The following is a 26,098-nucleotide window of genomic DNA, read 5'->3' on the forward strand; positions in this document are numbered from 1 at the left end:
GGGACTGATCTGCTAATCCCCGCGAGAGAATGTTGCAGAATATGCAGGAATTCACTCTTCCCGAAGCTTCGAACTGTAATTTGTTGCTCAAAATGCAACATTAATCGGAGATAAGACTGCCAAATGGCATAGTGAGCAGAAAATGCTGCAAATAATGCAACATTCAGCTCAATTCAGGCTGTTTACCTCAGAAATGTTGCAGATTGCGCAACATTCTGATGCCTCTAACGTCCAATCCCTGCCACATCGTGCCCAATTGCACAAGTTACCGCTATTCGCTGCTTACCAGTTCTTAAGCAGAGCAGCGGCTTCCGCAGCACTGCGAGCGTTGGATTGGTTTTGAAATGTCTCTTTCTCCGATTGGGCTGGTTCGTTAGTCGAAACTTTGCCATTCGCAAGTTCCTCGAAACCGTAGCTATACACGTTCTCACCAGAGTTCAAAGGCTCCGGGGCGTTTATAACGTTCTTTTCCGGAGAGTCGACACTTGACGGAACAACGCTGACTTCTTCATCCTCCAAAGTTTCAACCACCGCTTCCGCTTGAACGACAACTTTATCCATGCCGGCCACAGTACCGACCACGTCTTGTTCCACGCTGGCATGAACGCTATCCTCCACACGAATCTCGCTCACCTCGAAGCTTCTCAAACTAGCCTCAACGCCCTCGAAGCTCCCCGCACTAACCTCAACGCCCTCGAAGCTCCCCGAACTAACCTCAACGCGCTCGAAGCTCCCTGCACTAGCCTCAACGCCCTCGAAGCTCCCCACACTAGTCACATCGCCCTCGAAGTTCCCTGTACTAGCCACAACGCCTTCGAAGCTCCCCGCACTAGCCACATCGCCCCCGAAGCTCTCCGTTCTAGCTTCACCAACCGATGATCGTCCCACATCCACACTATCACTCTCGAAGCTGCCGGTATCCAGCACCAGATCCACCGCACTCACCATGTGCTCATCCATCAGCTCCGAGTGCTCACTGACGAATTCCGATCCTGCAGCGGTCTCGTTGTGATACTGAGAAGCGGCAGCGTTACTGTTACTGACAACGGCTTCCGGCCAAATCACGCCGCTCAAAGCTGCACGCTCCGCCTCATTGATACCTTGGTTAATCCGATTCACGACTTGATTAAACGCTTCTTTGTCCTTACTGGCATCTCGTTCCGCTCGGTCACTGACTTTGCCGGCATCTCGTTCCGCCCAGTCACTGTCTTTACTGGCATCTCGTTTCGCTCTGTCATTGCCTATACTAGCATCTCGTTCCACGCGTTCATTATCTCTTCTCGCAACTAGTTCCGCCTGTTCAGCGACACTACCCGCCAGATCTGCCGACAATGCAGCGCCAGCCGCCGCACTAACCGGCTTGCCGCCCCCGCTGATACTGCTGATAAAAGCTTTTCCGCTTTCCCGAAGCGGATCGCCTGCTTTGCCTTCAGCCTCGCTGCCCTCGCTACCGACTGACGTCTCATCGGTTTCACTTGGTTTCTCGATGGCACGGTAACTGATCTTCTTCGGAGCGGCCCACACAACGGCACCGTCTTCGCCGACCACCATATCTCTGCGGTCATATCCGCTGCGGCGCTCTACGCCCGTGTAGCTGCCGCTGTTTCCGCTTCGCCGTTCGATTCCGGTTCTGCGATCGGCAGGATTGACTGCAGGTTCGTCCTGATCCATCGTGCTTTTTCCCTGGAAAAGACCCCCGTCTTCAATCGTGAACGCAGCTGCAGTCATGTCGCCATATAATTTCCCTGTGGAGGAGATGGTCATTTTACCTGTGATATGGACATTGCCAGTGACTTGTCCTGCAAGAATGACATTGTGTGCTGTAATATTCGATACGGCAAAACCGCTTTCTCCCACGACGACATCGCCGTCACAGGAAATATCTCCGCGCAGCTGGCCTTCCAAACGAACGCCGCCCGCAGAGCGGATCGTGCCTTCAACAATCGTACCTTCCCCAATGAACGTATCGGTCAGCTTGGCGCTAATCTTGTCTCTTTTCCAATTGAACATCAGTTGGTATCCCCTTTATCCCCATTTTTAAATATGGTTTTGGATCGACAGACACCCCATACTTCATCACTTCAAAATGAAGATGCGGTCCTGTGCTGCGGCCTGTTGAACCGAGCAAACCAATAAGATCGCCCTGCTCGATGCTATCTCCTCGATGCGCCAGTACCTTATACAAATGCATATATTTAGTAGCAATGCCGTTCTTGTGGGAGACGACAATGTAATTCCCGCGTTCAGACATATATCCGGTTTCTTGTACGTAGCCATCTGCCGCCGCGAAGACGGAATCGCCTGTTTTGCCGGCAATATCCATACCTTTATGTACCCCGGGGTGGTTCGTGAAAGGGTCTATTCGGACCCCGAACAAAGAGGTAATGCGCTCCGATTCCGTTGGCCAATAAGTAGGCGTTAGTCGAAGGACTTGCTTCTTTTTTTGCACCTCTTTCGTGGTAGAGGTTAGTCTGTTCTTCAATTCATTGATTTCGCCGCCGATAGAAGTATAGAACGATTTGGTCTGATCAACGAGCTCCTGGATGTCCGCATCGGTTGCGTCCAATTGCTCGCCCCCGACGCCATCCCCGTCTGTTGCTTTAGCTGTCTTATCTGTAGAAAGTCCGACGAGCGATTTCATATCAGATTCCAGCTTGTTCAGTTCTTCCATTCGGGCATCTACGGCATCGGCCTGCTGGGCCAGTTGAACCAGATCGGTTTGCAGCTTAGTAATAAGCGCCTCTTTGTCTGCCAACTGAACTTGATGGGCCTCGGAGTCCGAAGCGAGCTGAAGATGAAGCCGTTCCAGCTGACGGTTGTTGCGTTCATGAAGCAGGTATAGCGTTGATGCTATTACGATCAACAAGGAGATAAGGATCGGAATCACCAGTAATAGGGCGGCAGAAACCCGAAACCGCAGCGCTGGCTTGCTGCCGTCTGGTAAGACAAGAAAGGTGAAATGGGTGTTTCGTGGGAAAAGTTTCATGCTTACCTCCTACGTTATGGGTTTGAGTTTACGTTTCTATGTGTCCATAGTCATGGACAAAGACATACATACCGAACTATTTCGGCAGATTGACCCAGAAAACTTATACGTAGCGAAAAAAGAATAACAAAAAAGGATTTTGTCGCAATATAGCGAATTGCTTCACCTTAACAGTGGAAATAGGCTAAGACAACGAACGGGGGCACTTATGTGATTAAAATTGCAGGTATTGACGTAGGAAACGATAGTGTGAAGCTGGTAATTGATGGAGCGTCGGAGCCGATTGTAGTCCCAAGTATTCTTTCCCCGGGCTATGAGCGTCATATTTTTCAAGATGAGGATTCACCGCTTAAAGCACTAGACGTACGTGTATACAGTCCTAAATTAAAGAAAAACAACCAACGCTACTTCGTAGGCTTGCTGGCGATGGAAGATCAAGATATTTCGGAGCTCGAAGAGACCGATAACAAAGCGACCAGCGATCAAGCGTTGATCGTGGCGCTGACGGCACTTGCTTATGCGGGGTTGACTAGCCAAACCTATGAGCCGGTAGAGGGGCAGACGACGCAAGCGGTAGAGTATATCGTGGGAACGGGTTTGCCGGTACGTACCTATGCAGGTTTTCACAAAACGTTCGAGGAGCGCCTGGTAGGCGAGCATGAGGTTACCTTCCTCTCCACGCCGAAGCTGCGCGGCCGCTCCATTCGCGTCATTATCAAACGTGCGGTCGTTTCCATTGAAGGCGCGGCAGCGCTGTTCCACATGGCCACACACGACAACCTGACCGTGAAGAACGAAGAGCTGTACTACGGCTGCATCGGTATTTGTGAAATGGGTGCGCTCACGACGGATTTCCCGGTTATTAAACGGATGAGCATCGATAACCAGTTCAGCACTGGCGAGCAATTCGGCCTTGCGGGCTACCTGGACAATATTATCCGTGACGTTGAAGACCAGTTCGGCCACCGCTTCCCGAGCCGCACGAAGCTCATTCAACGCATCAAGAACCGTGACTACATCATCCAGCGAATTGGTGAAGGTCAGGCGGATATTCGTCCAATCGTGGACAACTACTTCAATCGTGCAGCGAATAAAGTGCTTGATCTGATCCTGAAGCGTTGGAAGAAGAACCCGGACATTCAGTGCTTCTATGTACTGGGCGGTGGAGCTTTGGCACTGCGTGAGTACATTAATGAGGCGGCAGGCTCCGTTCGCCTTCGTTTCGTGAACGACAGCGAATTCCAGAACGTCTACGGCTACCTGAAGCTGGCCAAAAACAAAACGAACCAATCCATCGCGGCCACTACAGCAGTTGCAGCCACAAGCGAGGAAGAATAGAACTATTTGTATGAAGAGAGTCGGGCTGCCTGGAGAAGGCGGCTCGACTTTTTTAATTGGACAAGTAGTGCAGGGGGGAGGGGGGCAGCATATCCGGAGGTGAACGTATGTTTTCTCCCTAAGAAGCTCACCATGAGAGCTGCATTGCTACATAACACTCGCATGCTCGTAAAGTTGCTTCCCTTTGAATTGTAACGGTTGCCAGCGCGCTTAAACTCCCGATTTTCGGCATGCAGAAATTGTAACGGTTGCCAGAGAGGCTATTTCGCGAATTCGGAGTGTTTTATACTAGTAAAAGGATAAATAAGGCTTCTGGCAACCGTTAGAGAAAAAACAAAGCCAAAAATGACCAAATAAGCACTGTGGCAACCGTTAGAGCTCAGCCCACCTACTCCCACTCCAAGCTGGCAGGGGGATTGTTCTATGGATTCGCTGTATTATTACCCTTACCTAAGTGCGTGTTGCCGTCGCGGCATGCGGTGCTGGGTCACACTTCGGCGTACCTTCACTCGTTCATTTCAGCCTCCACTCACACAACCGTACAGCTGATATCCATATCCTTATCGGATTGCCTCCATTCGCCTTGACTGTCACTTACCGCCTATATATAATTGACACAATGATTTGAGGGAGGCTTTATAAAAAGTGGACAAGCCAAATGAATTGATCGTCGTCCTCGATTTCGGCGGACAGTACAACCAGTTAATTGCAAGACGTATCCGGGATTTGGGTGTATACAGCGAAATGCTGCCATACAATACTTCGGTGGAACGGATCCGCGAGCTGCAGCCGAAAGGCATCGTGTTCTCGGGAGGACCCGCAAGTGTGTATGAAGAGAAATCTCCGCTTGTAGACCCTGCGATTTATGATTTGGGATTGCCAATCTTCGGTATTTGCTACGGCATGCAGCTGATTGCGCACCAGCTTGACGGTAAAGTTGAGCGTGCAGGCAAACGCGAATACGGCAAAGCTGACGTAGAGTTCATCGCGGGCAGCGAGCTTGTGAAGGATCTCGACAGCAAACAAACCGTATGGATGAGCCACGGCGACCATGTAGTGGAATTGCCGACAGGCTTCCGCGTTGATGCGAGCACGGACCATGCGCCGATCGCGGCGATGAGTAATCCGGATCGCAAAGTATTCGCGGTTCAATTCCATCCGGAAGTGCGTCACTCCGTACAAGGGAACGAAATGATTCGCAACTTCCTCTATAACGTGTGCGGCTGCGAAGGCAACTGGAGCATGACTACGTTTATTGATGACACGATCCGTGATATCCGTGCGCAAGTGGGCAATGGCAAAGTGCTTTGCGCACTGTCCGGCGGCGTGGATTCCTCTGTTGTAGCGATTTTGCTGCACAAAGCAATCGGCGACCAGCTGACTTGTATGTTTATCGATCATGGCTTGCTGCGTAAAGACGAAGCAGAAGGCGTTATGGAAACGTTCGTAGGCAAGTTCGATATGAAGGTTGTCAAAATCGATGCTAAAGAGCGCTTCATGGGCAAGCTGAAAGGCGTCGACGATCCGGAGCAGAAGCGTAAAATCATCGGCAACGAGTTCATCTACGTGTTCCAAGAGGAATCCGCGAAATTCGATGATTTCGAATTCTTGGCACAAGGCACTCTTTACACCGATATCGTGGAGAGCGGTACGGCTACTGCACAAACGATCAAGTCGCATCACAATGTCGGCGGCTTGCCGGAAGATATTAAATTCAAGCTCGTTGAACCGCTGAAGACGTTGTTCAAGGATGAGGTTCGTAAAGTCGGCGAAGAATGCGGTCTGCCTGAAGCTATCGTATGGCGTCAGCCGTTCCCAGGCCCGGGTCTTGCGATCCGCGTGCTTGGCGAAGTAACCGAAGAGAAGCTGAAGATCGTTCGCGATTCCGATGCAATCCTGCGTGATGAAATTGCCAAAGCAGGTCTTGACCGCGAAATTTGGCAGTACTTCACAGCATTGCCTAACATGAAGAGCGTTGGCGTTATGGGCGACGCGCGTACGTATTCGTACACGGTCGGTATCCGCGCCGTTACGTCCATCGACGGTATGACTGCTGACTGGGCGCGTATCCCTTGGGACGTGCTCGAGAAGATCTCCGTACGTATCGTCAACGAAGTGGACAACGTTAACCGTATCGTTTATGATGTGACGTCGAAGCCGCCGGCTACGATTGAGTGGGAATAGATTGCACGATCCAATACTCCTTTCTATCTGCGTTAAATCGCGGTAGAAGGGAGTTTTTTTATGACCAACATAAAGATTGGATCAAAATGGTTTATGTATCCAAAGTAATGAGATAGAATCCTAATATGAAATCCATTAGCAGTCATCATATATGATTCCAGCGGGAGGTTTATTGTGTGATTAAAAGTAAAGTGGGAATAACTGCACTGATCGTAGTGGGCATGACGCTCGCGGCAGGTGCAGGAGCGTACGCAGCAACGAAGATGAGCTTGGTTGTAAATGGTAAGAAGTCAACGGTAGAACCGGTATCGATCAAAGGGGTTACTTACGTTCCTATTCGCTCCGCCGCTGAGATGCTCGGTGCAACTGTCAACTACAATTCCTCATCGAATTCAGTCGTGATTACGAGCAAGCCCGAAAAGTCACCATTAGGCGATGCGGGCAATCAAGCGGTTGGTTCCGTTAACGGCACATCGATTACAAGGAACCAGCTGTACACGGAGATGGCTGCGGTTGGCGGCGCGCACACGTTGGACAACCTCATTCAAGATGAACTTATTAAACAAGCGGCGAATAAAAAAGGAATCGTAATCAGCGATGCAGATGTGGATGCGGAAATAGAGAAAATCAAGAAACGCTTCCCTTCTGAAGCAGAATTTGAATCTGCTCTGCAGCAAGCAGGCATGACGCTTGATGATTTGAAGAAGCAAACCCCGATGCAGCTTCGCATTCGCAAGCTTGTCGAGCCGAGCGTGAAGGTGACTGACGAACAAGTGAAACAATTTTTCACGCAAAATAAAGCTGAATTCGATGAGCCGGAGCAGGTAAAAGCATCGCATATCCTGGTCGCGACGAAAGCAGAAGCTGACGAAATTCTGAAGCAGCTGAAAGCAGGAGCGGATTTTGCAAAGCTTGCGAAAGAGAAATCAACGGACGTAGGCAGCGGAAGCTCCGGCGGGGATCTTGGTTACTTTGGCAAAGGGGACATGGTTCCTGAGTTTGAAACAGCAGCGTTCGCGCTTAAAGTTGGCGAGCTAAGTGGACCGGTTAAATCGGAGTATGGTTATCACATCATCAAATTAACCGACCACAAGGCAGCGAAGGTAGCGACATTCGATGAGAAAAAAGCGGAGATCCGGGAACAACTGATCAGCCAGAAGGTTGCCGAACTTTCCCCTGGGCTGCTGGAAGAGTTAAAGGCCAAGGCGCAAATTACGAATACGCTAATAGGAAAGTAGCGGAGTAAGGTGATCCCATAGCCGAGAGTTCGAATTTTGAACTCTCGGTTTTTTTATGATGTTTTTGTCGCCTCCGCCCAAATGCAGCTGAGAGTCGCAAAAGCCGACTCTCAGCACGAAAACTAACCAGAAAGTGAAGTTGGCGGCCGCTGAGAGTCGGATAAACCAACTCTCGACAGCCAAACTCCGCCTAAATGCTGCTGAGAGTCGCAAAAGCCGACTCTCAGCACGAAAACTAACCAGAAAGCGAAGTTGGCGGCCGTCGAGAGTCGGATAAACCAACTCTCAGCGGCCAAACTCCGCCTAAATGCTGCTGAGAGTCGCAAAAGCCGACTCTCAGCACGGAAACTAACCTAACCATACTGTCGTAGTCGGCGCCGTAAGCGGTTATTCCGCTAAAGGAGAGTAGTTTGTTCGGTTTTGCTTGCTGTTAGCGGCTATTCCGCTTACAGAGCAGGCAAGTAGGAGATTGGGGTTAGTTTTACAAGAATGTCGGCGCTATAAGCGGCTATTCCGCTAAAGGAGTGAAGTTTGTTCGGTTTTGCATGCTCTAAGCGACTATACAGCTTACAGAGCGGGTAAGTAGGAGATTGAGGTTAGTTTTTCAAGAATATCGGCGCCGTAAGCGGCTATTCCGCTTATGGAGTGAAGTTTGTTCGGTTTTGCTTGCTGTAAGCGACTATACAGCTTACAGAGCGGGCAAGTAGGAGATAGGGGTTAGTTTTACAAGAATGTCGGCGCTGTAAGCGGCTATTCCGCTAAAGGAGTGAAGATTGTTCGGTTTTACCTGCTGTAAGCGACTATATCGCTTACAGCTCCAAAACGGGGACGAGAGCCTCGAGTTCCCCGTCCTCGCCCTCCGAGCTATTCCGATAGCCCCCAGGAGTCAGCGATGTGATTTGTTTGAAGGTTTTAGAGAAATGCGAAGCATTGGCGAAGCCGCAATAGTCGGCGATTACCTCGAGATGCAGATCGGTGGAGCGGAGCAGCTCTTGTGCTTTGCCGACTCGCATGCCAACGAGGTAGCTGTGCGGTGGCTCGCCGAAGACTTGTTTGAATATGAGGCAGAAATGGGATTCCGAGTAGCCGATATGCTGCGCCATGTCAGCGATGCTTAGCGGTGCCGACAGATTGGAGGATAAATAAGCTTCCATGCGCGCTTTGAACCGGTGCTCGTAGTAATCACTGGTCGGACTTTGGCGGTCGCTGCTGCCAATGAGCTGAATCAGTAGTTCCATCGCCAATTGCTGGACCCGTATCATGCTGATCACGTCGTGATTTTTGAAATTATCGATCATTTGCATGAGAGTTTGTTTCAGCTTCTTCGCGTTCTCAGGAACGATAATCGGCGGGAGCTGGGCCATTCCCAATTCATCCAGCCGCGGCTGCAGCAGCTCGGCATATTTGGTCAGCGTCGTCATGCCGGGCGTGGTGACGAAGCTCTGTTCGCGAAGCGGATTATAGAAGAAATCCAGATGAGCGTTCGGGACGACGCAATCGCCGTAACCTTGCGTCGTAAACAGCAGTCCAGGTTGGATTAACGCAAATTCCCCCTCCAGCAGCTCATACTCCTTCCCCTCAATTGTCAGCACGTAGCGTCCCTTGTCCAAATACAGAAACAAGTAGTCGAGCAGCCGCCTCGGCCCTTGAAAGAAATCAGACCGCTCGAAGGTATAGCACAGCCGAACATGTGGAGATACGTGAATCATATTATCCTTCAATTCCATCCCGGACGCCCTTTCATTTGCTTATAGAAATAAGTGTTTTAGACAATAAGATCATGAATTCATGTAAGGAAAATCACGTTCAATATTATATCATTATTCGTATATTGAAGCATATTCACAATAACTTTTGGCGGCATATAGGAGGAGATTTGACAATGGAAAACACTGGTGCAATTGGAACGATGACGGTCCCGATTTTTGCAGGGGGAGGGCGAATTGAATATGGGGTCAAAGACATCCCGGTGCCCGGTCCCGGCCAGCTGCTTTTGAAGGTCAAAGCGAACGCTTTGTGCGGTTCGGATCGCGGACAATTCGAGCATGGAACTCAAGTCGTGCCAGGGCATGAGGCAGCCGGCATAGTTATTACTGCTGGAGCGGGCACAACTACACGCGAAGGTGCGCATGGCGTTGTTTTCCTCATGGATTTCTGCAGAGCATGCCGGAATTGCAAGTCGGGTTTCACGAATCTATGCCTCCATAAACGGGCGGATTACGGTTTCTCGCATGATGGCGGCTATGCGCCTTATATGCTGGTGAACGAAAATGTCTTTTTTGAAATAGACGCTTCACTTCCGATGGCGGAAGCCACGATGCTGCTGGATATTATGGGGACCGGGGGACATGCCATCCAGCGCGGCCTTCAAGTGCTCCCGCACATTGGTTCAGCGGTTATTGCCGGCGCCGGTCCAATCGGACTTGGCGTTCTGGCGATGGCGAAGCTGCTCCTGGGCGAGGAAACGCCTGTATTCATCATGGATTACAACGAATACCGTCTTCAATTGGCGGAGCGAATGGGGGCGGTTCCTGTCTACCTTGGCCGTGAGAGTGTTCGTGAGCGGTTGGACGCGATGCAGTTCGAAGGTGTTGATTTGGCCGTAGATACTAGTGGCAGAACGGTTGCGCGCCAAGCCGCACTCAACTGTCTAAACAAGCCAGGTGCACTCGTATGCGTAGGACATGGTGAGGAACTGCATCTAAACGTTTCCGGCGATTTGATCGCGACCGAGCGGACGGTGCTTGGCAGCGAGTATTTCCGGTATCAGGATTTGGCAGACAATCATGAACGGCTCTTAGCGAACCTGCCCTATCTCAAGCAAATCATTACGCATCGATTCCCGCAGAGTAAACTTCAAGAAGCGTATGAGCTATTTTTCCAAGGAAATACCGGAAAGGTGATCGTCGAACAATGAGCGAGACGAAGAAAGTCAAAGTAGCACTTGTCGGCACAGGCGGTTGGGGAAGGCAGCATGCCAGAATTTTCGACGCCCATGACAATGTTGAGTTCTGCGCGCTGGTAGGACGCAATCCGGAGAAAGCGAGGGAGCGTGCCGAACAGTTTCACACGACACCGTACACCGACCTCGCCGTTATGCTGGAGAAGGAACAGCCTGACTTGGTCAGCCTATGCCTGCCGAATCAGGGGCATTTCGAAACGACGCTTCAAGTTATTCAGGCAGGCGTGCCGCTACTTGTGGAGAAGCCCTTGGTGTTCTCCTTGCGAGAAGCGGATATTCTGTTGAACGAAGCAGACAAGCGAGGTTTGTTCTTTGCGATCAACTTCAATCATCGGTATGCCAAGCCTGTCCAACTGGCACGTGAAGCGATTGACGCAGGGCGGCTGGGACAATTGACTTTCGCATCGTGGCGCTTCGGCGGGGACGGTTCGAGCACGCATCCGCATGCAAATCTCATCGAGACGCAATGCCACGGTTTCGACATGCTGGAGCATCTATGCGGCCCAATCGAAGCGGTGTCGGCCGAGATGTCCGACTTGACCCAGGGAGGCTTCCGGACGTTAGCCCTTGCCTTGAAATTCAGCAGCGGCGCGGTTGGCACGCTCATCGGTACTTACGATTCTTCTTACGCATATCCGGACACGCATCGTGTGGAGCTGGACGGTACGAATGGACGGGTCGTCATTCACGATACGGTCAAGAAGTATACGTTCCATCCTTCAGGGAGCGAGCTGGGCGAAACCTGGGAGGCGGGATACTTCAACGATGTCGATCGCCAGTTCCATCTCACGATGGATAAACATGTGGATGCCATGCTGGCAGCATTCATGGCTAAGCAGCAGCCTCCCATTCATGCAGCAGCCGGGTACCGCGCTTTGGCTATCACCGATGCGGCCATTCGTTCGTTTGAAAGTGGCAGACGAGTGAAGGTGGAGTCCGCTCATTGACCTCGCCGTATAAAATTTTGGCCCCCCAAGGCAGCAGCCTACGCGGCTAACGCCCTTAACGCATAGGCTACTATCAGCTAACGAAACAAGGGGTAATCCAAATGGCGAAAGCAACACGTAGCAACAAGGAGTTGAATGAGTTATCTGCGGATGACCTTGCTTTATGGGCGGCGATCATTCTGGTTGTCGGGGACTTGTTTGGGTTGCTTGCCGTGCTGAAAGCCAGAACAGAGAAAGAGGAATTATTAGAATCCCCACGCATCATGAAGAAGGAGCGCTCCGCAAATGCCGGAACAAAAGCAGATTACAGCCGATGATCTCGCCAAAATTTCCTCTACTCTTGCCATTATTGGCTATGGCATAGGGATTCTTGCACTTGAAAAAGCCGATTCGGAGAAACGAAGCCAACAGAAGATGTCGGCAGCCATAAAGCAGTTAATGAAACGCTTTGGCTAGCATCTTGGTGGACGAGCAGAAGCATGCGACAAGGCACAAAGGAAAGTGTTTTCCGCTTTATAAGGACAATTACCTAATTTGCAAACGTTTGCCATTGACAGGCTCAGGAGTTCCTCGCTAAAATATTCACAGATCAATACAAACAGAAACAGCATATCTTTTCGTATAATCTCAAGAATCGGCTTGAGAGTCTCTACGAGGTCACCGTAATGACCTGTCTACGAGAAGCAAGACAGAAGTAAGGCGCTGATGGGTCATATCGCGCCTTCTTGTCTTGTTTTGCGTGGAACCTAGGGAGAAATGCCGACATCATCGGCATTTTTTTTCTGGGTTCTTGTTTGTTCTGAAACATTTTTTGGGGAGGGTTTTTGAAAAATGGGTAGTTTCTTTCGTTTGAAGGAACACGGAACAAATGTAAGGACAGAGATTATGGCGGGCCTTACGACTTTCATGACGATGGCTTACATTTTGGCCGTCAATCCGGGTATTCTCGGAACTGCAGGACTTGATGGGTATTCGGTATTTTTGGCAACCGCTTTAGCGGGCGGTATCTTCACGATTGCGATGGGGTTGTTCGCGAACTTCCCGGTTGCGCTCGCACCAGGTATGGGTCTTAATGCATACTTCGCGGCAACGGTGCTTGCTTCCAAAGCAACAGACACACCGATTTCTCCTTCGATGGCCTTAACGGCAGTATTTATTTCGGGTATTGTATTCTTCATCCTGACGATTACACAAGTTCGCCAGCTTCTAATCGTAGCTATTCCTGACAGCTTGAAGCATTCCATCACAGTCGGTATCGGACTCTTCATCACGATCATCGGCTTGAAAAACAGCGGCATCATGACCGTCGGTGTTGAGAATACGGTTACGGATGTTCCTAAAGGCGTATTCACAGATGTACTGGGCTTTGAGTCCGTGTTCCACATGGGCAGCCTGGAGAACTCCAGCGTGTACCTGACGCTGATCGGCGTATTGCTGATTGCTGTTCTGATGGTGCTGCGCGTACCTGGCGCAATTCTGTTCGGTATTCTTGGCGTGACGCTTATCGCAATTCTAACCGGTGATGTGAACGTATCGGAAGGCCTCAAAGGTCAATCGTGGAGCCCTGATTTCAGCAAAGGAAACTTCTGGGACTTCGACTTCAAAGGTGTTATGGACACCGGCTTGATTTCCATCATCGCTACCTTTACATTCGTTGAATTGTTCGATACATTCGGAACGCTTGTAGGTACAGCGAACCGTGCAGGCTACATGAAAGACCCTGAGAAGGGCAAGAAGCTTGTCGGTAAAGCGATGCTTGTCGATGCAGTCGGCGTAAGCGGCGGCGCAATGCTGGGTACGAGTACGGTAACGGCTTTCGTTGAGAGCTCCGCGGGTATCGCGCAAGGCGGACGTACGGGTCTTACGGCGGTAACAACCGGCGTTGCATTCTTGGCAGCCCTGTTCCTGTGGCCGCTCATCTCGTTGATTCCGGGCTCTGCGACAGCAGCGGCACTAATCATCGTAGGCGTACTGATGGTTCAATCGATCAAAGAAATCGACTTCCAAGACATGGTTTACGCGATTCCATCGTTCCTGACGATCGCCATGATGCCTTTCACGTACAACATTGCTAACGGTATTTCCTTCGGTATCGTTGCGTATGTCGTGCTTGCAACAACAGCTAATCTTGCCGGCAAAAAAGGCGGCTACAAAGTGCACTGGCTCATGTGGGTGCTTGCGATTCTTATCATCGCACGTTACGCGTTTATCGGAAGCCAAGGCTAATAGAACGACTTGAAAAAGAGGACGGCGCAGAATCTGCGTCGTCCTCTTTGTTGTGCGTGAGTCTTCTAAGTATCCTGCTTATAAACCCCATATTTGATCATATCGATAAACGTATCGATCTCTTGCATCAGCTTCTGCTCAATCGTAACGGGAGCGAGCGTGTGGGACTTATGAAGCAGCAGGTATTTGTTCGACAGGGCATTCAAGACGAAGGTGACATGGTTGAAAACCGCATCGGCGTCCAGTCCATCCCGCAGTGGAGCTGCGTCCAGAAGCTCAGCTTTATAGATCGACCTTAGCATGGCCGGGGTCGTGAACGTCTTCTGATACGCTTGGATCAGCTTCTCGATCTCGGCCTCCACGGCCTTCGGCGGATGGCTGATGACACGCTGTACTAGCTCGGTCTCGTGCAAATAATGCAAAGTTACGCGCTGCTTCGCCAGCACGATCTCCTTGATATGCTCGAAGAAATCGGTCGCGCCGATCGCTTCAACCGCACTAATGGACTTCTCCACCAACAGATCCATCGCATGCTGGACGACGGCGAGATAGAGGTTCTTTTTGCTTTTGAAATAATGAAAAAGAATGCCTTTCGAAATGCCGGCTCTCGCCGTTATCGTATCCGTGGAGGTGTTCGTGTAGCCGTTCTTGGCAAATTCCTCGATACAAATCGTCATAATGAGCTCCTGTTTCTCTTCAGGAAGCTTCGCGAATGCGGGGTACACAGCCTACACCTCGGTTCCTCATCAGCTAAACGGTGATGTCTTTTCTACTATAATACCAGTATGCGGACAACGCGCAACAGACGATAACGGCGGCCATAATGGTGATGTACAGCGGATCGAAATACCGGTCCGTGATAATGGCTGCTGCTTCGGCGTACTTAAAGGGACTGATATATTTGAACCAAGTGAAATGGTCGGAGACGCCTGAGATAATGCTGAAGAAATACGTAATGAATACAAATCCGAGCGACATGGATACGACGGACCGGGTTCTTCTCAAGATCGTCGAGAACAAGAACGAAATGCTTGCGAAGGTCAAATGCATGAGCAGGACGGCCGATTCCAGCAGGAAGAAGGTAGACAGCGATACGTCGTTGTCCTTCGAGAATTGAAACCCAATAAGGCTGGCGGCGACAATGACTAGGTTGAAAAGCACGATATTGATGACTACGGCAGCGAGCTTCTGCGTAATAATCTGCGTTCTCGTAATCGGCCTTGAGAGCAGGAATTCGATCGTCTTCTCATGCTGTTCCTTCGCTACAATGTTTGAGGCCAATAAGGATGCGAAAATACTGCCGAGCAAGGTCGTCATCAAATGAATCTCGATCCCATAGAATCCGAGCAGGGAGCTCAGGTTCAGCCGATCCATGCCGAAAGCTTTCTTCATCGCATCCGGAAGGGTGCTCATCATATCGTCCAGCCCTTCCTGCTGCTTCGCGAATTCCGGGTAAATGCTTAAATATAAGAGGATGATACCGGCCATAATAATACTCCAGATGATCAATCCCCGAAGATTCCGTTTGAATTCTCTTCTGAGAAGCATCGTTCTGCCTCCTTATTCTTTCTCGTAATAATGAATGAATACTTCCTCAAGCGAAGGCTCTTCGATCAAAATATCCGTGAAGGCGCATTCCGCCAAGCCTTGAATGAGTGCTTTCATATCGCCGCCATACAGCAGCTTCACATGGGAGCCGGTCGTTTCTTGCTTAATGATGCCGCTTAATTGCGGTAGCCTCATGGCATCGGCGTCGGTTTGTTTTACGGTCAGGGTGATATTCTTCAAATTGTTCTTGAGCAGTTGCTCGACGGATTCCACTTTAATAAGCGCTCCCTCTTTGATAATGGCGACCCGGTCGCACATCTTCTGTACCTCGCTCAGAATGTGAGAAGAGAAGAAGATCGTTGTGCCATTCCTGCGCTCTTCGGTGAGCAGCTCGAAGAATGTATGCTGCATAAGGGGATCGAGGCCGCCTGTTGGCTCATCGAGGATGAGCAGCTTCGGTCGGTGCAGCAGCGCTTGAACAATTCCGACTTTCTTGCGGTTGCCGAAGGAGAGGTCTTCAATCTTGCGGGAGAGATCCAGGTCAAGGCGCTCGGCCAGCTCTGTGATACGTTTGGAGTCTGTTTCCCCGTAGAAAGCCGCCGAATACTTGAGCAGATCCATAACCTTCATGTCGTCATAATAAAAGACTTCCGATGGCAAATAACCGACTTGGCGGCGGATCGCCTTAGCATCCTTCACGATGTCCATACCTAGGATCGAGGCGCTGCCCGAGGTAGGAAAGACGAAATTGAGCAGCGTTCGAATGGCGGTACTCTTGCCGGCGCCGTTCGGTCCGATGAAGCCGAATACCTCGCCTTCTCCGATCGCAAAGGATATATCGGATATGCCGCGGCTCTTGCCGTACGTTTTCGTCAACTGACGAAGTTCGACGATTGGTTTCACGCTTGGAGCCTCCTATCGTTTAGAGGATTAATGATTGCGGTTGACTGATGAGTCAATGTGATTGTACGCCTGTATTGACTCGCTAGTCAATGAGTTTTTTATGTGTTCGAGAGACGGGACTAAAGGGACTTATCGACTTGAAAAGGCTGCGTATTTTGTCGGTTTTTGTAGGAAAGCAAGAAGACAGGATGAGATCCGTAATCGCTCGAATAACCAACAAGATCACAAAATGTTCAAAACAATTCGTGAAAATTGCAAAAACTAGGTAAAACACGAACTTTATTAAGTTTATTTGAAATTAATGTTCGTGTTTTTTCGTTGACATTCTGCGTCAGGATTGATAAACTAGGGATAGCGAAAAACGAATAAATACTTGCCGTGCAAGACTCGTATATCCTTGGGGATTTGGCCCGAGAGTATCTACCCGGGAACCTTAATTTTCGGACTACGAGCCCATGCAGTTGAAGAACCAGGTTGCCGCCTTGACGGGGCAGCCTGATGTTGTCTATTGCCTGTCCTGTCTACTCGTTAGCAGGCGGCGATAGGGCGCAATCTTCATTGCTGGACTTGTAAGTCCCGAAGCCATCCATGTTGTGGAGCCTGTGCTGAGGGACTTTTTTTGTGGCTTGTACTGTAATCCTGTAATCCGATTCCTTCATCAAACAAAGGTGGTTATAAGCAGATGTCAGCAAAAGTCGGCGTCATCATGGGCAGCAAGTCGGACTGGGAGACAATGAAGCTAGCCTGTGACGTTCTGGACGAGTTACAAATCCCCTATGAGAAGAAGGTTGTTTCGGCTCACCGGACACCGGACCTTATGTTCCAATACGCAGAAACAGCAGTAGAACGCGGTTTGAAGGTTATTATCGCGGGTGCTGGCGGAGCTGCACACTTGCCCGGCATGGTCGCTGCGAAGACGATCCTGCCGGTTATTGGTGTGCCTGTGAAGTCTTCGAATTTGAACGGACTTGATTCACTGTTGTCCATCGTACAGATGCCGGGCGGCATTCCGGTTGCAACGGTTGCGATCGGCAACGCGGGCGGCACGAACGCTGGATTGCTTGCGGCACAGATGCTTGGCGCGTTTGATCCGGATGTGCAAGCACGCGTGCTTGCGCGCCGCGAACGGATTGAGCAGGAAGTCCTCGAAAGCAGTGAAACGCTATGAGCAGCGGCTTGGCGGGTAAAGACGTGAAGGTGATTTTGCCTGGAGCGACGGTCGGGATTCTTGGCGGCGGTCAGCTCGGCCGGATGATGGCGAATGCGGGCAGTGCGATGGGCTATCGGTTCATAGCGCTTGATCCTACGCCGGATGCGCCTACCGGACAAGTTGCAGGTCAGATTGTAGCCGCGTATGACAATCGCGATGCGGCTCGCGAGCTGGCGGAGCGCTCTGATGTCATCACGTATGAGTTCGAGAACGTGGATGCCGGAGTAGCGGCGATGCTGATGGAGGAATCGTACGTGCCGCAGGGCAGCGAGCTGCTCTATACGACGCAGCATCGACTGCGTGAGAAACGGGCGATAGAAGCGGCGGGCGTGAAGGTAGCGCCTTATGCAGAGGTGCGAAGCGCAGATGAGCTTCGCGAAGCAGTTGGTCGCTTCGGACTGCCCTGCGTGCTGAAGACCGCCATGGGTGGGTATGACGGCAAAGGGCAGTGGGTTATCCGCAGCGAAGCCGAAATCGACGAAGCGTTCGAGACGCTGAATCGTGCCGGCACGGAGCTTGTACTGGAGCAGTTCATTCGCTTCCAGAAGGAGCTTTCGGTCATTGCGGCGAGAAGCCCGCAGGGAGAGATTCGCACGTTCCCGGCAGCGGAGAATATCCACGTCGATAACATCCTGCATCTGTCGATCGTGCCTGCACGGATCGATGAAGAGCTTCAGCGGGAAGCGGAGCGATTGGCGGCGAGGATTGCCGAAGGGCTTGGCGCCGTTGGCTTGATCGCGGTGGAGCTGTTCTTGACGGAAGACGGCGAGCTGTTCGTCAACGAGCTTGCGCCGCGTCCGCATAACAGCGGCCATTATACGATGGAAGCTTGCCGGACCTCGCAGTTCGAGCAGCATGTGCGCGCCGTATGCGGCTTGCCGCTTGGCGACACGGCACTCTTGACGCCGGTTGTTATGGTAAACGTGCTCGGCGAGCATGTCGAACCGCTGCTTGAGCTGATCGCCAAGCAAGATGAGCATGCAGAACGTTTAGGCGTAGCGCCTAAAATTCATTTATATGGGAAACATGAAGCCAAACATAAACGGAAAATGGGTCACGTCAACGTGCTTGCGGCAGATGTCGAGCAGGCGCTGGCATGGATTTCCGAAACCAACATTTGGAGGGTTTAATTCACGATGTTAGAACGTTACAGCAGACCGGAAATGAGAGCGATTTGGACAGAAGAGAACAAATTCAAGGCATGGCTCGAGGTTGAGCTTTGCGCATGCGAGGCTTGGGTAGAGCTTGGTGTTATCCCGCGCGAGGATGTTGAAGCCCTTCGTAAAGGCGCGACTTTCAATATCGACCGCATCAACGAGATCGAGCTTGAGACGCGCCATGACGTTATCGCCTTCACACGCGCAGTATCCGAAACTGTAGGACCTGAGCGCAAATGGGTACATTACGGCCTGACTTCCACAGACGTTGTGGATACAGCGATGGGTTACCTTCTTCTTCAAGCGAACACGATCTTGGAGAAGGACATCACGAACTTTATTGAAATTCTACGCGGCCAAGCGGTTGCTTATAAAGATACAGCGATGATGGGACGTACGCACGGCGTACACGCGGAACCGACAACGTTCGGTTTGAAGCTTGCCCTCTGGTATGAAGAAATGAAGCGTAACTTGGAGCGTTTCCGCCATGCGGCTGACGGCGTGCAATTCGGCAAAATCTCCGGTGCAGTAGGCACGTACGCAAACATCGATCCTTTCGTAGAAGAGTTCACTTGTAAGAAGCTTGGCATTACGCCTGCTCCGATCTCGACACAAACACTTCAGCGTGACCGTCATGCGGAGTACGTCGGCGCACTGGCACTAATCGCGACTTCGCTTGATAAATTCGCTACGGAAATCCGCGCTCTGCAGAAGAGTGAGTTCCGTGAAGTGGAAGAGCCGTTCGCGAAAGGTCAGAAGGGTTCATCCGCTATGCCGCACAAACGCAACCCGATCGGCTGCGAGAATATCTCCGGTCTTTCCCGCGTTATCCGCGGTCATATGCTGACAGCTTACGAGAACGTAGTGCTGTGGCATGAGCGCGATATCAGCCACTCGTCGGCTGAGCGCGTGATTTTGCCGGACTCCACGATGCTGCTCAACTACATGTTAAACCGTCTTGGTAACATTATTAAGAACCTGCAAGTGTTCCCTGAGAACATGAAACGCAATATGCAGCGTACGTTCGGCGTGCCGTTCTCCGGCCGCGTCATGACGAAGCTGATCGATAAAGGCATGAGCCGCGAGCAAGCGTACGACACGGTACAACCGCGTGCGATGCAAGCATGGGAAGAGCAGCGCCAATTCCGCGACATTATCGAATCGACACCGGAGATTACGGCTCATCTGAGTGCGGATGAAATCGCGGATGCGTTCAACCCAGCGTGGCATTTGAAGCACGTGGATACGATTTTCAGAAGGTTGGAATTGATTTAAGGTGATTGGTTTGCGTTCACGTCGCGAGACGTGAATGCAGCATTCACCTAAGAGCATGACTGCGCATGCATGAACATCTTTCGATCGCTGTTGTACCTTGGATTTCTTTGAACTATAAGGGATTATAGGTGGAAATCCTTGTACAAAGGCGAACGCTGACGCTTCTACAGATTGTTCATGCCTGCTCCGTCACAAACCATTAAAATCAAAACAAACCGTTGAAAAAAGGAGAGAGAAGAATGACACAAGCGTTGTCTTCGGCTGTGGAGTATGTGAAAGCGCCGTTGCTGTATAAAGGCAAAGTTCGCGAGCTTTATGATCTTGGGGAGCATTATCTCATTGTGGTTACGGACCGCATCAGCGCGTTTGACTATGTGCTGGACCCGGCTGTACCGGAGAAAGGCAATGTGCTGAATCGTTTGTCGACCTTCTGGTTTGATCAAACGGCAGAGATGATGCCTAATCATATTGTTCACACGGACGTGTACAAGCTTGGCGATCTCGTATCGGAGCCTGAACTTCTGAAAAACCGCATTATGGTTTCGAAGAAAGCCGAGCGCATCGATATCGAATGTGTCGTTCGCGGCTATATCACCGGCAACGGTTGGAGACAATATGCGAAAACATCGGCAATTAACGGCATCGAGCTTCCGGAAGGGCTGCGCAAGAACGAGCGTTTTGCAGCGCCGCTGTTCACGCCTGCTGCGAAGAACGACGTTGGCCATGACGAGGATATCTCGTTCGAGCGGATGCAAGAGATGGTCGGCGCCGAGCTTGCGGTAGAACTTCGCGATAAGAGCATTGCCCTGTACGAATATGCACGCGGCTTCTGCGAGGAGCGCGGTATTATTCTGGCAGATTGCAAGTTCGAGTTCGGCCTTATAGATGGTAAAGTCATTCTCATCGACGAAATCTTCACCCCGGATTCCTCCCGTTTCTGGGCTCAAGACAACTATGCCTACGACATCGAAATCGACAGCATGGACAAAGAACCGGTACGCACCTACTTGCTCGGCTCCGACTGGGACCGCGACAGCAAACCGGCTCCACTGCCACAAGCCGTCGTAGAAGAAACAACCAACCGCTACCTAGCGATCTACAAAGCGCTGACCGGCGAAGATTTGGTCTAAACCAAAAACCCGCGGGCCAAGCACAGATGGCTCGCACCACATAAATCAGGCGACGCAAGCGGCGGCGAATAGCCCCGCGAAGCGAGCCCAGGATGCTCAAAGAGCATCCTGCAAAAAAAGGTTTACCCAGGATGGGCGAAGCAAATGCGGGATTCTCGAACGAAGAGCGATAGCGATCGCCTTTGAACGTAGGAAACTACCGCAGGTCATTGTTCAAAGTTTCCGTGCGTTCAACAGCGACGGAGTCGAGAACTCCCAGCAATTGCGCAGCGCTCCCATCCCAACACCACCCATTTTCCAGGAGGCGACCCCCCAAATGAAGGCTAAAGTTTACGTGACGATCAAACAAAACGTGCTTGACCCGCAAGGCAGCGCTGTACAAGGCGCATTGCACACGATGGGCTTCGAGGAAGTTGGCAAAGTCCGCATCGGCAAATATTTGGAACTGAACCTAGATACTACGGATCGTGCAGAAGCGGAAGCTCGTCTGAAAGCGATGTGCGAGAAGCTGCTGGCGAACACAGTAGTGGAAGACTACCGTTTTGAATTGGAGGGCTAAACGATGAAGTTTGCGGTTATCGTTTTTCCAGGCTCCAACTGTGATATTGACTGCTTCAAAGCAGTAGAAGATACAATCGGACAGCAAGTCGAATACGTATGGCATACGGCTACGGACCTCTCCGCGTATGATGCGATTCTCGTGCCGGGCGGATTCTCCTACGGAGACTATCTGCGCTGCGGCGCAATTGCTCGTTTTGCACCGGTAATGAACGAAGTTGTGAAAGCAGCTGAAGCCGGCAAATTCGTACTTGGTATCTGCAATGGCTTCCAAATCCTTACGGAGGCGGGCTTGCTGCCAGGCGCACTGCGCCGCAACAACGGCATGAAATTCATCTGCCAGCAAACACAGCTGGAAGTAGTGAACAACGAAACAGCTTTCACTAGCCAATATAGCGCTGGTGAAGTAATCGATATTCCAATCGCGCATGGCGAAGGCAACTACTACTGCGACGACGAAACACTCGCGCAACTGAAAGCAAACAACCAAATTGTGTTCCGTTATGCGGGTGACACGAACCCGAACGGTTCCATCGACAATATCGCAGGGATCAGCAATGAGCGTGGCAACGTGGTCGGCATGATGCCGCATCCAGAGCGCGCAGTGGATCAACTGCTTGGCTCGGAAGACGGCAAACGGATGTTTACATCGATTTTGAATGCTTGGAGGGAAAAGAATGGCGCAGCAGTTAACGGCTAAGGAGCCAACAGCGGAACAAATCGCGGATCAACGCATTTATACGCAGTTCGGCGTGACGGATCATGAATATGAACTGGTTTGCGGTTTTCTTGGACGCAAGCCGAACTATACAGAAATCGGCGTTTTCAGCGTCATGTGGTCGGAGCACTGCTCCTACAAGAACTCGAAGAAAATTCTGAAGAAGTTCCCAATCACAGGGCCAAAAGTATTGATGGGTCCGGGCGAAGGCGCGGGTATCGTCGATATCGGCGACAACCAAGCGGTTGTTTTCAAAATCGAATCGCATAACCATCCATCCGCAGTTGAGCCGTATCAAGGCGCAGCAACAGGCGTAGGCGGCATTATCCGCGACATTTTCTCCATGGGTGCTCGTCCGGTTGCGTTGCTGAACAGCTTGCGTTTCGGTAACCTTGAGAATCCGCGCGTTAAATATTTGTTCGAACACGTAGTTGGCGGTATCGCAGGCTATGGAAACTGTATCGGTATTCCGACAGTTGCAGGCGAAGTTATGTTCGACGAGAGCTACGAAGGCAACCCGCTTGTTAACGCGATGTGCGTGGGTCTTATCGATCATGATAAAATCCAGCGTGGTGTCGCAAAAGGCGTAGGCAACCCGGTATTCTACGTTGGTCCTGCTACAGGTCGTGACGGTATTCACGGTGCGACATTCGCTTCGGTTGAATTGTCCGAAGAGTCCGAAGAGAAACGTACCGCTGTCCAAGTAGGCGATCCATTCATGGAGAAGCTGGTTATGGAAGCAACGCTAGAGCTTATTGATTCCGGCATCGTTGTCGGGATTCAAGATATGGGAGCAGCGGGTCTGACTTGCTCCAGCGCGGAGATGGCGTCCAAAGCGGGTAACGGCTTGGAGCTGTACCTCGATGAGGTGCCGCAGCGCGAAGAAGGCATGACACCTTACGAAATGATGCTGTCCGAGTCGCAAGAGCGTATGCTCTTCGTTGTTGAACCGCAGCATGAAGCGCAAGCGCAGGAAATTTTTGACCGTTGGGGCATTATCTGCGTGAAGGTTGGTAAAGTTACGGATGATGGCCGTCTGCGTCTGTTCCACCAAGGCGAAGAAGTGGCGAATATGCCGGTTACAGCGCTCGTTGACGAGTGCCCAATGTACGACAAGCCTTCCCAAGAGCCTGCTTACTACGCGGCTAATGCAGCAATCGATACGACTGCTTATGCAGAAGTAACAGACCTGACAGGTGCGCTTAAGCAAGTATTGGCTTCGCCGACAGTTGCGAGCAAAGAGTGGGTTTACAACCAATATGACTACATGGTGCGCACAAGCACTGCGGTTCAACCAGGCTCCGATGCTGCGGTTGTCACGATTCGCGGAACGCGCAAAGCGCTTGCGATGACAACGGATTGCAACGGCCGCTATGTATATCTTGATCCAGAAGTAGGCGGACGTATCGCAGTAGCAGAAGCAGCGCGCAACATCGTATGTTCCGGTGCTGAGCCGCTTGCGATCACGGATAACCTGAACTTCGGCAGCCCGGAGAAGCCGGAAGTGTTCTGGCAGCTCGAGAAAGCGGCAGACGGCATTTCCGATGCTTGTCGTATCCTTGATACGCCGGTTATCGGCGGTAACGTGAGCTTGTACAACGAGAACGCGAAAGGCGCGATTTACCCAACACCGGTTATCGGCATGGTTGGACTCGTGCAAGACGTTGACCATATTACGACACAAGGCTTCAAAGCAGAAGGCGATGTGATCTTCCTTGCCGGCGAAACGAAGCATGAGCTTGGCGGAAGTGAATTGCAATACGTGCTGCAAGGCAAGAGCGAAGGACGTCCTCCGCAAATTGACCTCGCTACAGAGAAGACGCTGCTTGACGGCGTGCTTGGCGCGATCCGTGAAGGTCTTGTCGCTTCGGCGCATGACTTGTCCGAGGGCGGCCTAGCGGTTGCGCTTGCGGAATCGGCAATCAGCGGCAAGCTTGGCGCTGAAGTGGACATTACGACTGACCTGCGTCCGGACGCTGCATTGTTCAGCGAGACGCAATCCCGTATTTTGCTATCGGCTAAACCGGAGCAAGCGATGGCGCTGCAGAAGTACCTGACGGATAAAGGCGTACCGAACGCTGCACTCGGCGTCGTACGCACAAGCGGACTTGTTGTTACTGTTAATGGCAAACCGGGCATCAATGCACCGGTGGATCAACTGGAGAAGGTTTGGAAGGATGCGATTCCATGTCTGATGAAATAAAACAGCTGCCGAAGCTGTGGACTGGCGATCACTATAACGAAGGCATTGGCCGGGATGATATTTTTGATAAATTGCGTGAAGAGTGCGGGGTATTCGGGGTGTATGGCATCCCGGATGCCTGCTCCCTTGGCTACTACGGGCTGCACGCGCTGCAGCACCGTGGTGAAGAGAGCTCCGGCATGGCCGCAGTGGAATCGACAACCGGCAAGTTTACGTATCACCGGGGCATGGGTCTCGTAAAGGAAGTGTTCGACCAGCCAACGCTGGAAGGCCTTCCGGGCAACTGTGTCATCGGCCATGTGCGCTATTCGACTGCAGGGGAAAGCAAGCTCGCGAATGCGCAGCCGCTTGTCTTCAAATATCGTGACGGCGACCTCGCTGTCGCAACGAACGGTAATATCGTGAACGCGCCTTCGATCCGCAAGGAGCTGGAGAGCCAGGGATCGATTTTTCAAACGACAAGCGATACGGAAGTTATTGCCCATCTGATTGCGCGCTCGAACAAAGACTTCGTCAGTGCGGCAAAAGATGCGCTGCAGCGGATTATTGGCGGTTTTGCTTTTCTCATTATGACGAATGACAAGCTGCTTGTTGCCTCTGACGGCCATGGTCTTCGTCCACTCGTTATGGGTAAGCTCGACGGCGGTTATGTATTCGCTTCGGAGACCTGCGCGCTAGAAACTTGCGGCGCTGAGTATGTACGTGACGTACAGCCGGGCGAGCTGCTTGTGCTGGATAAGAACGGTCTTCGTGAGGATCGTTTCGAGAAGCTGGAGCGCCGCGCGACTTGTGCGATGGAATATATTTATTTTGCACGACCGGATAGCGACATTAACGGAATCAACCTGCACTCGGCGCGTAAGCGTATGGGTCAGAAGCTGGCACTTGAAGCGTTCTTCGATGCCGATCTCGTAACAGGCGTACCGGATTCCAGTATTTCGGCAGCCATCGGGTATGCGGAGCAAACGGGCATTCCTTATGAGCTTGGTCTGATTAAGAACAAGTACACAGGCCGTACGTTCATTCAACCTTCGCAAGAGCTTCGTGAGAAAGGCGTCAAAATGAAGCTGTCTGCGGTTCGCAAAGTGGTTGAAGGCAAGCGTGTAGTCATGATCGATGACTCGATCGTGCGCGGTACTACGAGCCTTCGCATCGTTAACCTGCTTCGCGAAGCAGGGGCGACTGAGGTTCATGTGTGCATTACTTCGCCTCCGTTCAAGAACCCTTGCTACTACGGCATCGATACGCCTGACCGCAAGGAATTGATTGCGTCGCAGAAGACGGTTGAAGAAATTCGCCAGGCGATCAATGCGGATTCGTTATATTTCCTAAGCCATGAAGGCTTTATTGAGGCTGTTGGCGGCAATGACGGCGAATACAATCGCGGCATGTGCTTGGCTTGCTTCGATAATGATTATCCGACACCGGTTGATCCGACATCGGAGAAGAGCTGCAGCTGTTAGTATATAAGGTGAAGACAGCGGCCTCCGGCCGATATGGGTCTCCACTCGCTGT

Annotated in this window: 22 protein-coding genes and 2 riboswitches; of the genes, 16 read left to right on the forward strand and 6 right to left on the reverse strand. The window is 51.4% G+C overall.

Annotation, left to right across the window (positions count from 1 at the left end):
* Positions 1 to 282 precede the first annotated feature (282 nt).
* Together BLW29_RS10080 and BLW29_RS10085 are read right to left on the reverse strand one after the other, a co-directional pair.
* The gene (locus BLW29_RS10080) at positions 283 to 2,010 is read right to left on the reverse strand and encodes a bactofilin family protein (RefSeq protein ID WP_090978858.1); all 1,728 of its coding nucleotides are present in this window, start codon (positions 2,008 to 2,010) and stop codon (positions 283 to 285) included.
* Positions 1,982 to 2,986 carry a M23 family metallopeptidase gene (locus BLW29_RS10085; protein ID WP_090978862.1) on the reverse strand — a complete coding sequence of 335 codons (1,005 nt, stop codon included), beginning with the start codon at positions 2,984 to 2,986 and terminating at the stop codon, positions 1,982 to 1,984. The genes BLW29_RS10080 and BLW29_RS10085 overlap by 29 nt, the downstream gene beginning before the upstream one ends.
* Positions 2,987 to 3,196: 210 nt before the next feature.
* Between BLW29_RS10085 and BLW29_RS10090 the strand changes: the two genes are divergently transcribed.
* From BLW29_RS10090 to BLW29_RS10100, 3 genes are all read left to right on the forward strand, one after another.
* Positions 3,197 to 4,324 carry a ParM/StbA family protein gene (locus BLW29_RS10090; RefSeq protein ID WP_090978864.1) on the forward strand — a complete coding sequence of 376 codons (1,128 nt, stop codon included), beginning with the start codon at positions 3,197 to 3,199 and terminating at the stop codon, positions 4,322 to 4,324.
* Between the two features lie 645 nt (positions 4,325 to 4,969).
* Positions 4,970 to 6,508: a glutamine-hydrolyzing GMP synthase gene (gene guaA / locus BLW29_RS10095; RefSeq protein WP_090978867.1), complete on the forward strand. Its 1,539-nt coding sequence runs from the start codon at positions 4,970 to 4,972 to the stop codon at positions 6,506 to 6,508.
* Positions 6,509 to 6,684: 176 nt separating this feature from the next.
* Positions 6,685 to 7,746, forward strand: a complete 1,062-nt coding sequence (locus BLW29_RS10100) for a peptidylprolyl isomerase (protein WP_090978870.1) — start codon at positions 6,685 to 6,687, stop codon at positions 7,744 to 7,746.
* An 809-nt stretch (positions 7,747 to 8,555) separates the two neighbouring features.
* Here BLW29_RS10100 and BLW29_RS10105 read toward each other — a convergent pair.
* Positions 8,556 to 9,473: an AraC family transcriptional regulator gene (locus BLW29_RS10105; RefSeq protein WP_090978874.1), complete on the reverse strand. Its 918-nt coding sequence runs from the start codon at positions 9,471 to 9,473 to the stop codon at positions 8,556 to 8,558.
* Between the two features lie 155 nt (positions 9,474 to 9,628).
* On the opposite strand from BLW29_RS10105, the gene BLW29_RS10110 reads away from it, so the two are divergent.
* The 5 genes from BLW29_RS10110 (at position 9,629) to BLW29_RS10125 (ending at position 13,881) form a co-directional block, all read left to right on the forward strand.
* The gene (locus tag BLW29_RS10110; RefSeq protein WP_090978876.1) at positions 9,629 to 10,663 is read left to right on the forward strand and encodes an alcohol dehydrogenase catalytic domain-containing protein; all 1,035 of its coding nucleotides are present in this window, start codon (positions 9,629 to 9,631) and stop codon (positions 10,661 to 10,663) included.
* On the forward strand, positions 10,660 to 11,655 hold the full coding sequence (locus BLW29_RS10115) for a Gfo/Idh/MocA family protein (RefSeq protein WP_090978879.1): 996 nt from the start codon (positions 10,660 to 10,662) through the stop codon (positions 11,653 to 11,655). The genes BLW29_RS10110 and BLW29_RS10115 overlap by 4 nt, the downstream gene beginning before the upstream one ends.
* A gap of 101 nt (positions 11,656 to 11,756) precedes the next feature.
* The gene (locus BLW29_RS10120; protein ID WP_090978881.1) at positions 11,757 to 11,972 is read left to right on the forward strand and encodes a hypothetical protein; all 216 of its coding nucleotides are present in this window, start codon (positions 11,757 to 11,759) and stop codon (positions 11,970 to 11,972) included.
* Complete coding sequence (locus BLW29_RS31390; protein ID WP_177186567.1) at positions 11,941 to 12,111, forward strand: hypothetical protein; 171 nt, start codon at positions 11,941 to 11,943, stop codon at positions 12,109 to 12,111. Before BLW29_RS10120 ends, BLW29_RS31390 begins: the two co-directional genes overlap by 32 nt.
* Before the next feature lie 141 nt (positions 12,112 to 12,252).
* A riboswitch (purine riboswitch) is annotated at positions 12,253 to 12,352 on the forward strand.
* Positions 12,353 to 12,486: 134 nt separating this feature from the next.
* Positions 12,487 to 13,881: an NCS2 family permease gene (locus BLW29_RS10125; protein ID WP_090978884.1), complete on the forward strand. Its 1,395-nt coding sequence runs from the start codon at positions 12,487 to 12,489 to the stop codon at positions 13,879 to 13,881.
* Positions 13,882 to 13,946: 65 nt separating this feature from the next.
* On the opposite strand, the gene BLW29_RS10130 is transcribed toward BLW29_RS10125, so the two are convergent.
* The 3 genes from BLW29_RS10130 to BLW29_RS10140 are packed head-to-tail and all read right to left on the reverse strand — an operon-like array spanning position 13,947 to position 16,332.
* A complete protein-coding gene (locus BLW29_RS10130; protein WP_090978886.1) occupies positions 13,947 to 14,606 on the reverse strand; it encodes a TetR/AcrR family transcriptional regulator in 660 nt (219 codons plus the stop codon).
* A gap of 25 nt (positions 14,607 to 14,631) precedes the next feature.
* Complete coding sequence (locus BLW29_RS10135) at positions 14,632 to 15,429, reverse strand: ABC transporter permease subunit (RefSeq protein WP_090978889.1); 798 nt, start codon at positions 15,427 to 15,429, stop codon at positions 14,632 to 14,634.
* Between the two features lie 12 nt (positions 15,430 to 15,441).
* Entirely contained in the window at positions 15,442 to 16,332 is an 891-nt protein-coding gene (locus BLW29_RS10140; RefSeq protein WP_218147097.1) for an ABC transporter ATP-binding protein, read from the reverse strand.
* A 367-nt stretch (positions 16,333 to 16,699) separates the two neighbouring features.
* Positions 16,700 to 16,800, forward strand: a riboswitch (purine riboswitch).
* Positions 16,801 to 17,014: 214 nt separating this feature from the next.
* Between BLW29_RS10140 and purE the strand changes: the two genes are divergently transcribed.
* The 8 genes from purE (at position 17,015) to purF (ending at position 26,046) form a co-directional block, all read left to right on the forward strand.
* Positions 17,015 to 17,500: a 5-(carboxyamino)imidazole ribonucleotide mutase gene (purE, locus tag BLW29_RS10145; protein WP_090978892.1), complete on the forward strand. Its 486-nt coding sequence runs from the start codon at positions 17,015 to 17,017 to the stop codon at positions 17,498 to 17,500.
* On the forward strand, positions 17,497 to 18,672 hold the full coding sequence (purK, locus tag BLW29_RS10150) for a 5-(carboxyamino)imidazole ribonucleotide synthase (RefSeq protein ID WP_090978895.1): 1,176 nt from the start codon (positions 17,497 to 17,499) through the stop codon (positions 18,670 to 18,672). Before purE ends, purK begins: the two co-directional genes overlap by 4 nt.
* Positions 18,673 to 18,678: 6 nt before the next feature.
* Positions 18,679 to 19,974 carry an adenylosuccinate lyase gene (gene purB / locus BLW29_RS10155; RefSeq protein WP_090978898.1) on the forward strand — a complete coding sequence of 432 codons (1,296 nt, stop codon included), beginning with the start codon at positions 18,679 to 18,681 and terminating at the stop codon, positions 19,972 to 19,974.
* A 239-nt stretch (positions 19,975 to 20,213) separates the two neighbouring features.
* On the forward strand, positions 20,214 to 21,104 hold the full coding sequence (locus tag BLW29_RS10160; protein ID WP_090978901.1) for a phosphoribosylaminoimidazolesuccinocarboxamide synthase: 891 nt from the start codon (positions 20,214 to 20,216) through the stop codon (positions 21,102 to 21,104).
* Positions 21,105 to 21,420: 316 nt separating this feature from the next.
* Complete coding sequence (gene purS, locus BLW29_RS10165) at positions 21,421 to 21,663, forward strand: phosphoribosylformylglycinamidine synthase subunit PurS (protein ID WP_090978904.1); 243 nt, start codon at positions 21,421 to 21,423, stop codon at positions 21,661 to 21,663.
* Positions 21,664 to 21,666: 3 nt separating this feature from the next.
* Positions 21,667 to 22,362 (forward strand): phosphoribosylformylglycinamidine synthase subunit PurQ, encoded by a 696-nt coding sequence (gene purQ, locus BLW29_RS10170; protein WP_090978908.1) that lies wholly within the window; start codon positions 21,667 to 21,669, stop codon positions 22,360 to 22,362.
* The gene (gene purL, locus BLW29_RS10175) at positions 22,340 to 24,583 is read left to right on the forward strand and encodes a phosphoribosylformylglycinamidine synthase subunit PurL (RefSeq protein WP_090978911.1); all 2,244 of its coding nucleotides are present in this window, start codon (positions 22,340 to 22,342) and stop codon (positions 24,581 to 24,583) included. The genes purQ and purL overlap by 23 nt, the downstream gene beginning before the upstream one ends.
* Positions 24,568 to 26,046: an amidophosphoribosyltransferase gene (gene purF / locus BLW29_RS10180; protein WP_090979130.1), complete on the forward strand. Its 1,479-nt coding sequence runs from the start codon at positions 24,568 to 24,570 to the stop codon at positions 26,044 to 26,046. The genes purL and purF overlap by 16 nt, the downstream gene beginning before the upstream one ends.
* Positions 26,047 to 26,098 lie beyond the last annotated feature (52 nt).

Origin of the sequence: Paenibacillus sp. CF384, assembly GCF_900106745.1 — a bacterium.
Taxonomy (GTDB): Bacteria; Bacillota; Bacilli; order Paenibacillales; family Paenibacillaceae; genus Paenibacillus_Z.

Coding starts and splice junctions, on each gene's coding strand:
- BLW29_RS10080 (WP_090978858.1), bottom strand. CDS start 2,010: ATGTTCAATTGGAAAAGAGACAAGATTAGCGCCAAGCTGACCGATACG.
- BLW29_RS10085 (WP_090978862.1), bottom strand. CDS start 2,986: ATGAAACTTTTCCCACGAAACACCCATTTCACCTTTCTTGTCTTACCA.
- BLW29_RS10105 (WP_090978874.1), bottom strand. CDS start 9,473: ATGGAATTGAAGGATAATATGATTCACGTATCTCCACATGTTCGGCTG.
- BLW29_RS10110 (WP_090978876.1), top strand. CDS start 9,629: ATGGAAAACACTGGTGCAATTGGAACGATGACGGTCCCGATTTTTGCA.
- BLW29_RS10115 (WP_090978879.1), top strand. CDS start 10,660: ATGAGCGAGACGAAGAAAGTCAAAGTAGCACTTGTCGGCACAGGCGGT.
- BLW29_RS10120 (WP_090978881.1), top strand. CDS start 11,757: ATGGCGAAAGCAACACGTAGCAACAAGGAGTTGAATGAGTTATCTGCG.
- BLW29_RS31390 (WP_177186567.1), top strand. CDS start 11,941: ATGCCGGAACAAAAGCAGATTACAGCCGATGATCTCGCCAAAATTTCC.
- BLW29_RS10125 (WP_090978884.1), top strand. CDS start 12,487: ATGGGTAGTTTCTTTCGTTTGAAGGAACACGGAACAAATGTAAGGACA.
- BLW29_RS10135 (WP_090978889.1), bottom strand. CDS start 15,429: ATGCTTCTCAGAAGAGAATTCAAACGGAATCTTCGGGGATTGATCATC.
- purE (WP_090978892.1), top strand. CDS start 17,015: ATGTCAGCAAAAGTCGGCGTCATCATGGGCAGCAAGTCGGACTGGGAG.
- purK (WP_090978895.1), top strand. CDS start 17,497: ATGAGCAGCGGCTTGGCGGGTAAAGACGTGAAGGTGATTTTGCCTGGA.
- purB (WP_090978898.1), top strand. CDS start 18,679: ATGTTAGAACGTTACAGCAGACCGGAAATGAGAGCGATTTGGACAGAA.
- BLW29_RS10160 (WP_090978901.1), top strand. CDS start 20,214: ATGACACAAGCGTTGTCTTCGGCTGTGGAGTATGTGAAAGCGCCGTTG.
- purS (WP_090978904.1), top strand. CDS start 21,421: ATGAAGGCTAAAGTTTACGTGACGATCAAACAAAACGTGCTTGACCCG.
- purQ (WP_090978908.1), top strand. CDS start 21,667: ATGAAGTTTGCGGTTATCGTTTTTCCAGGCTCCAACTGTGATATTGAC.
- purL (WP_090978911.1), top strand. CDS start 22,340: ATGGCGCAGCAGTTAACGGCTAAGGAGCCAACAGCGGAACAAATCGCG.
- purF (WP_090979130.1), top strand. CDS start 24,568: ATGTCTGATGAAATAAAACAGCTGCCGAAGCTGTGGACTGGCGATCAC.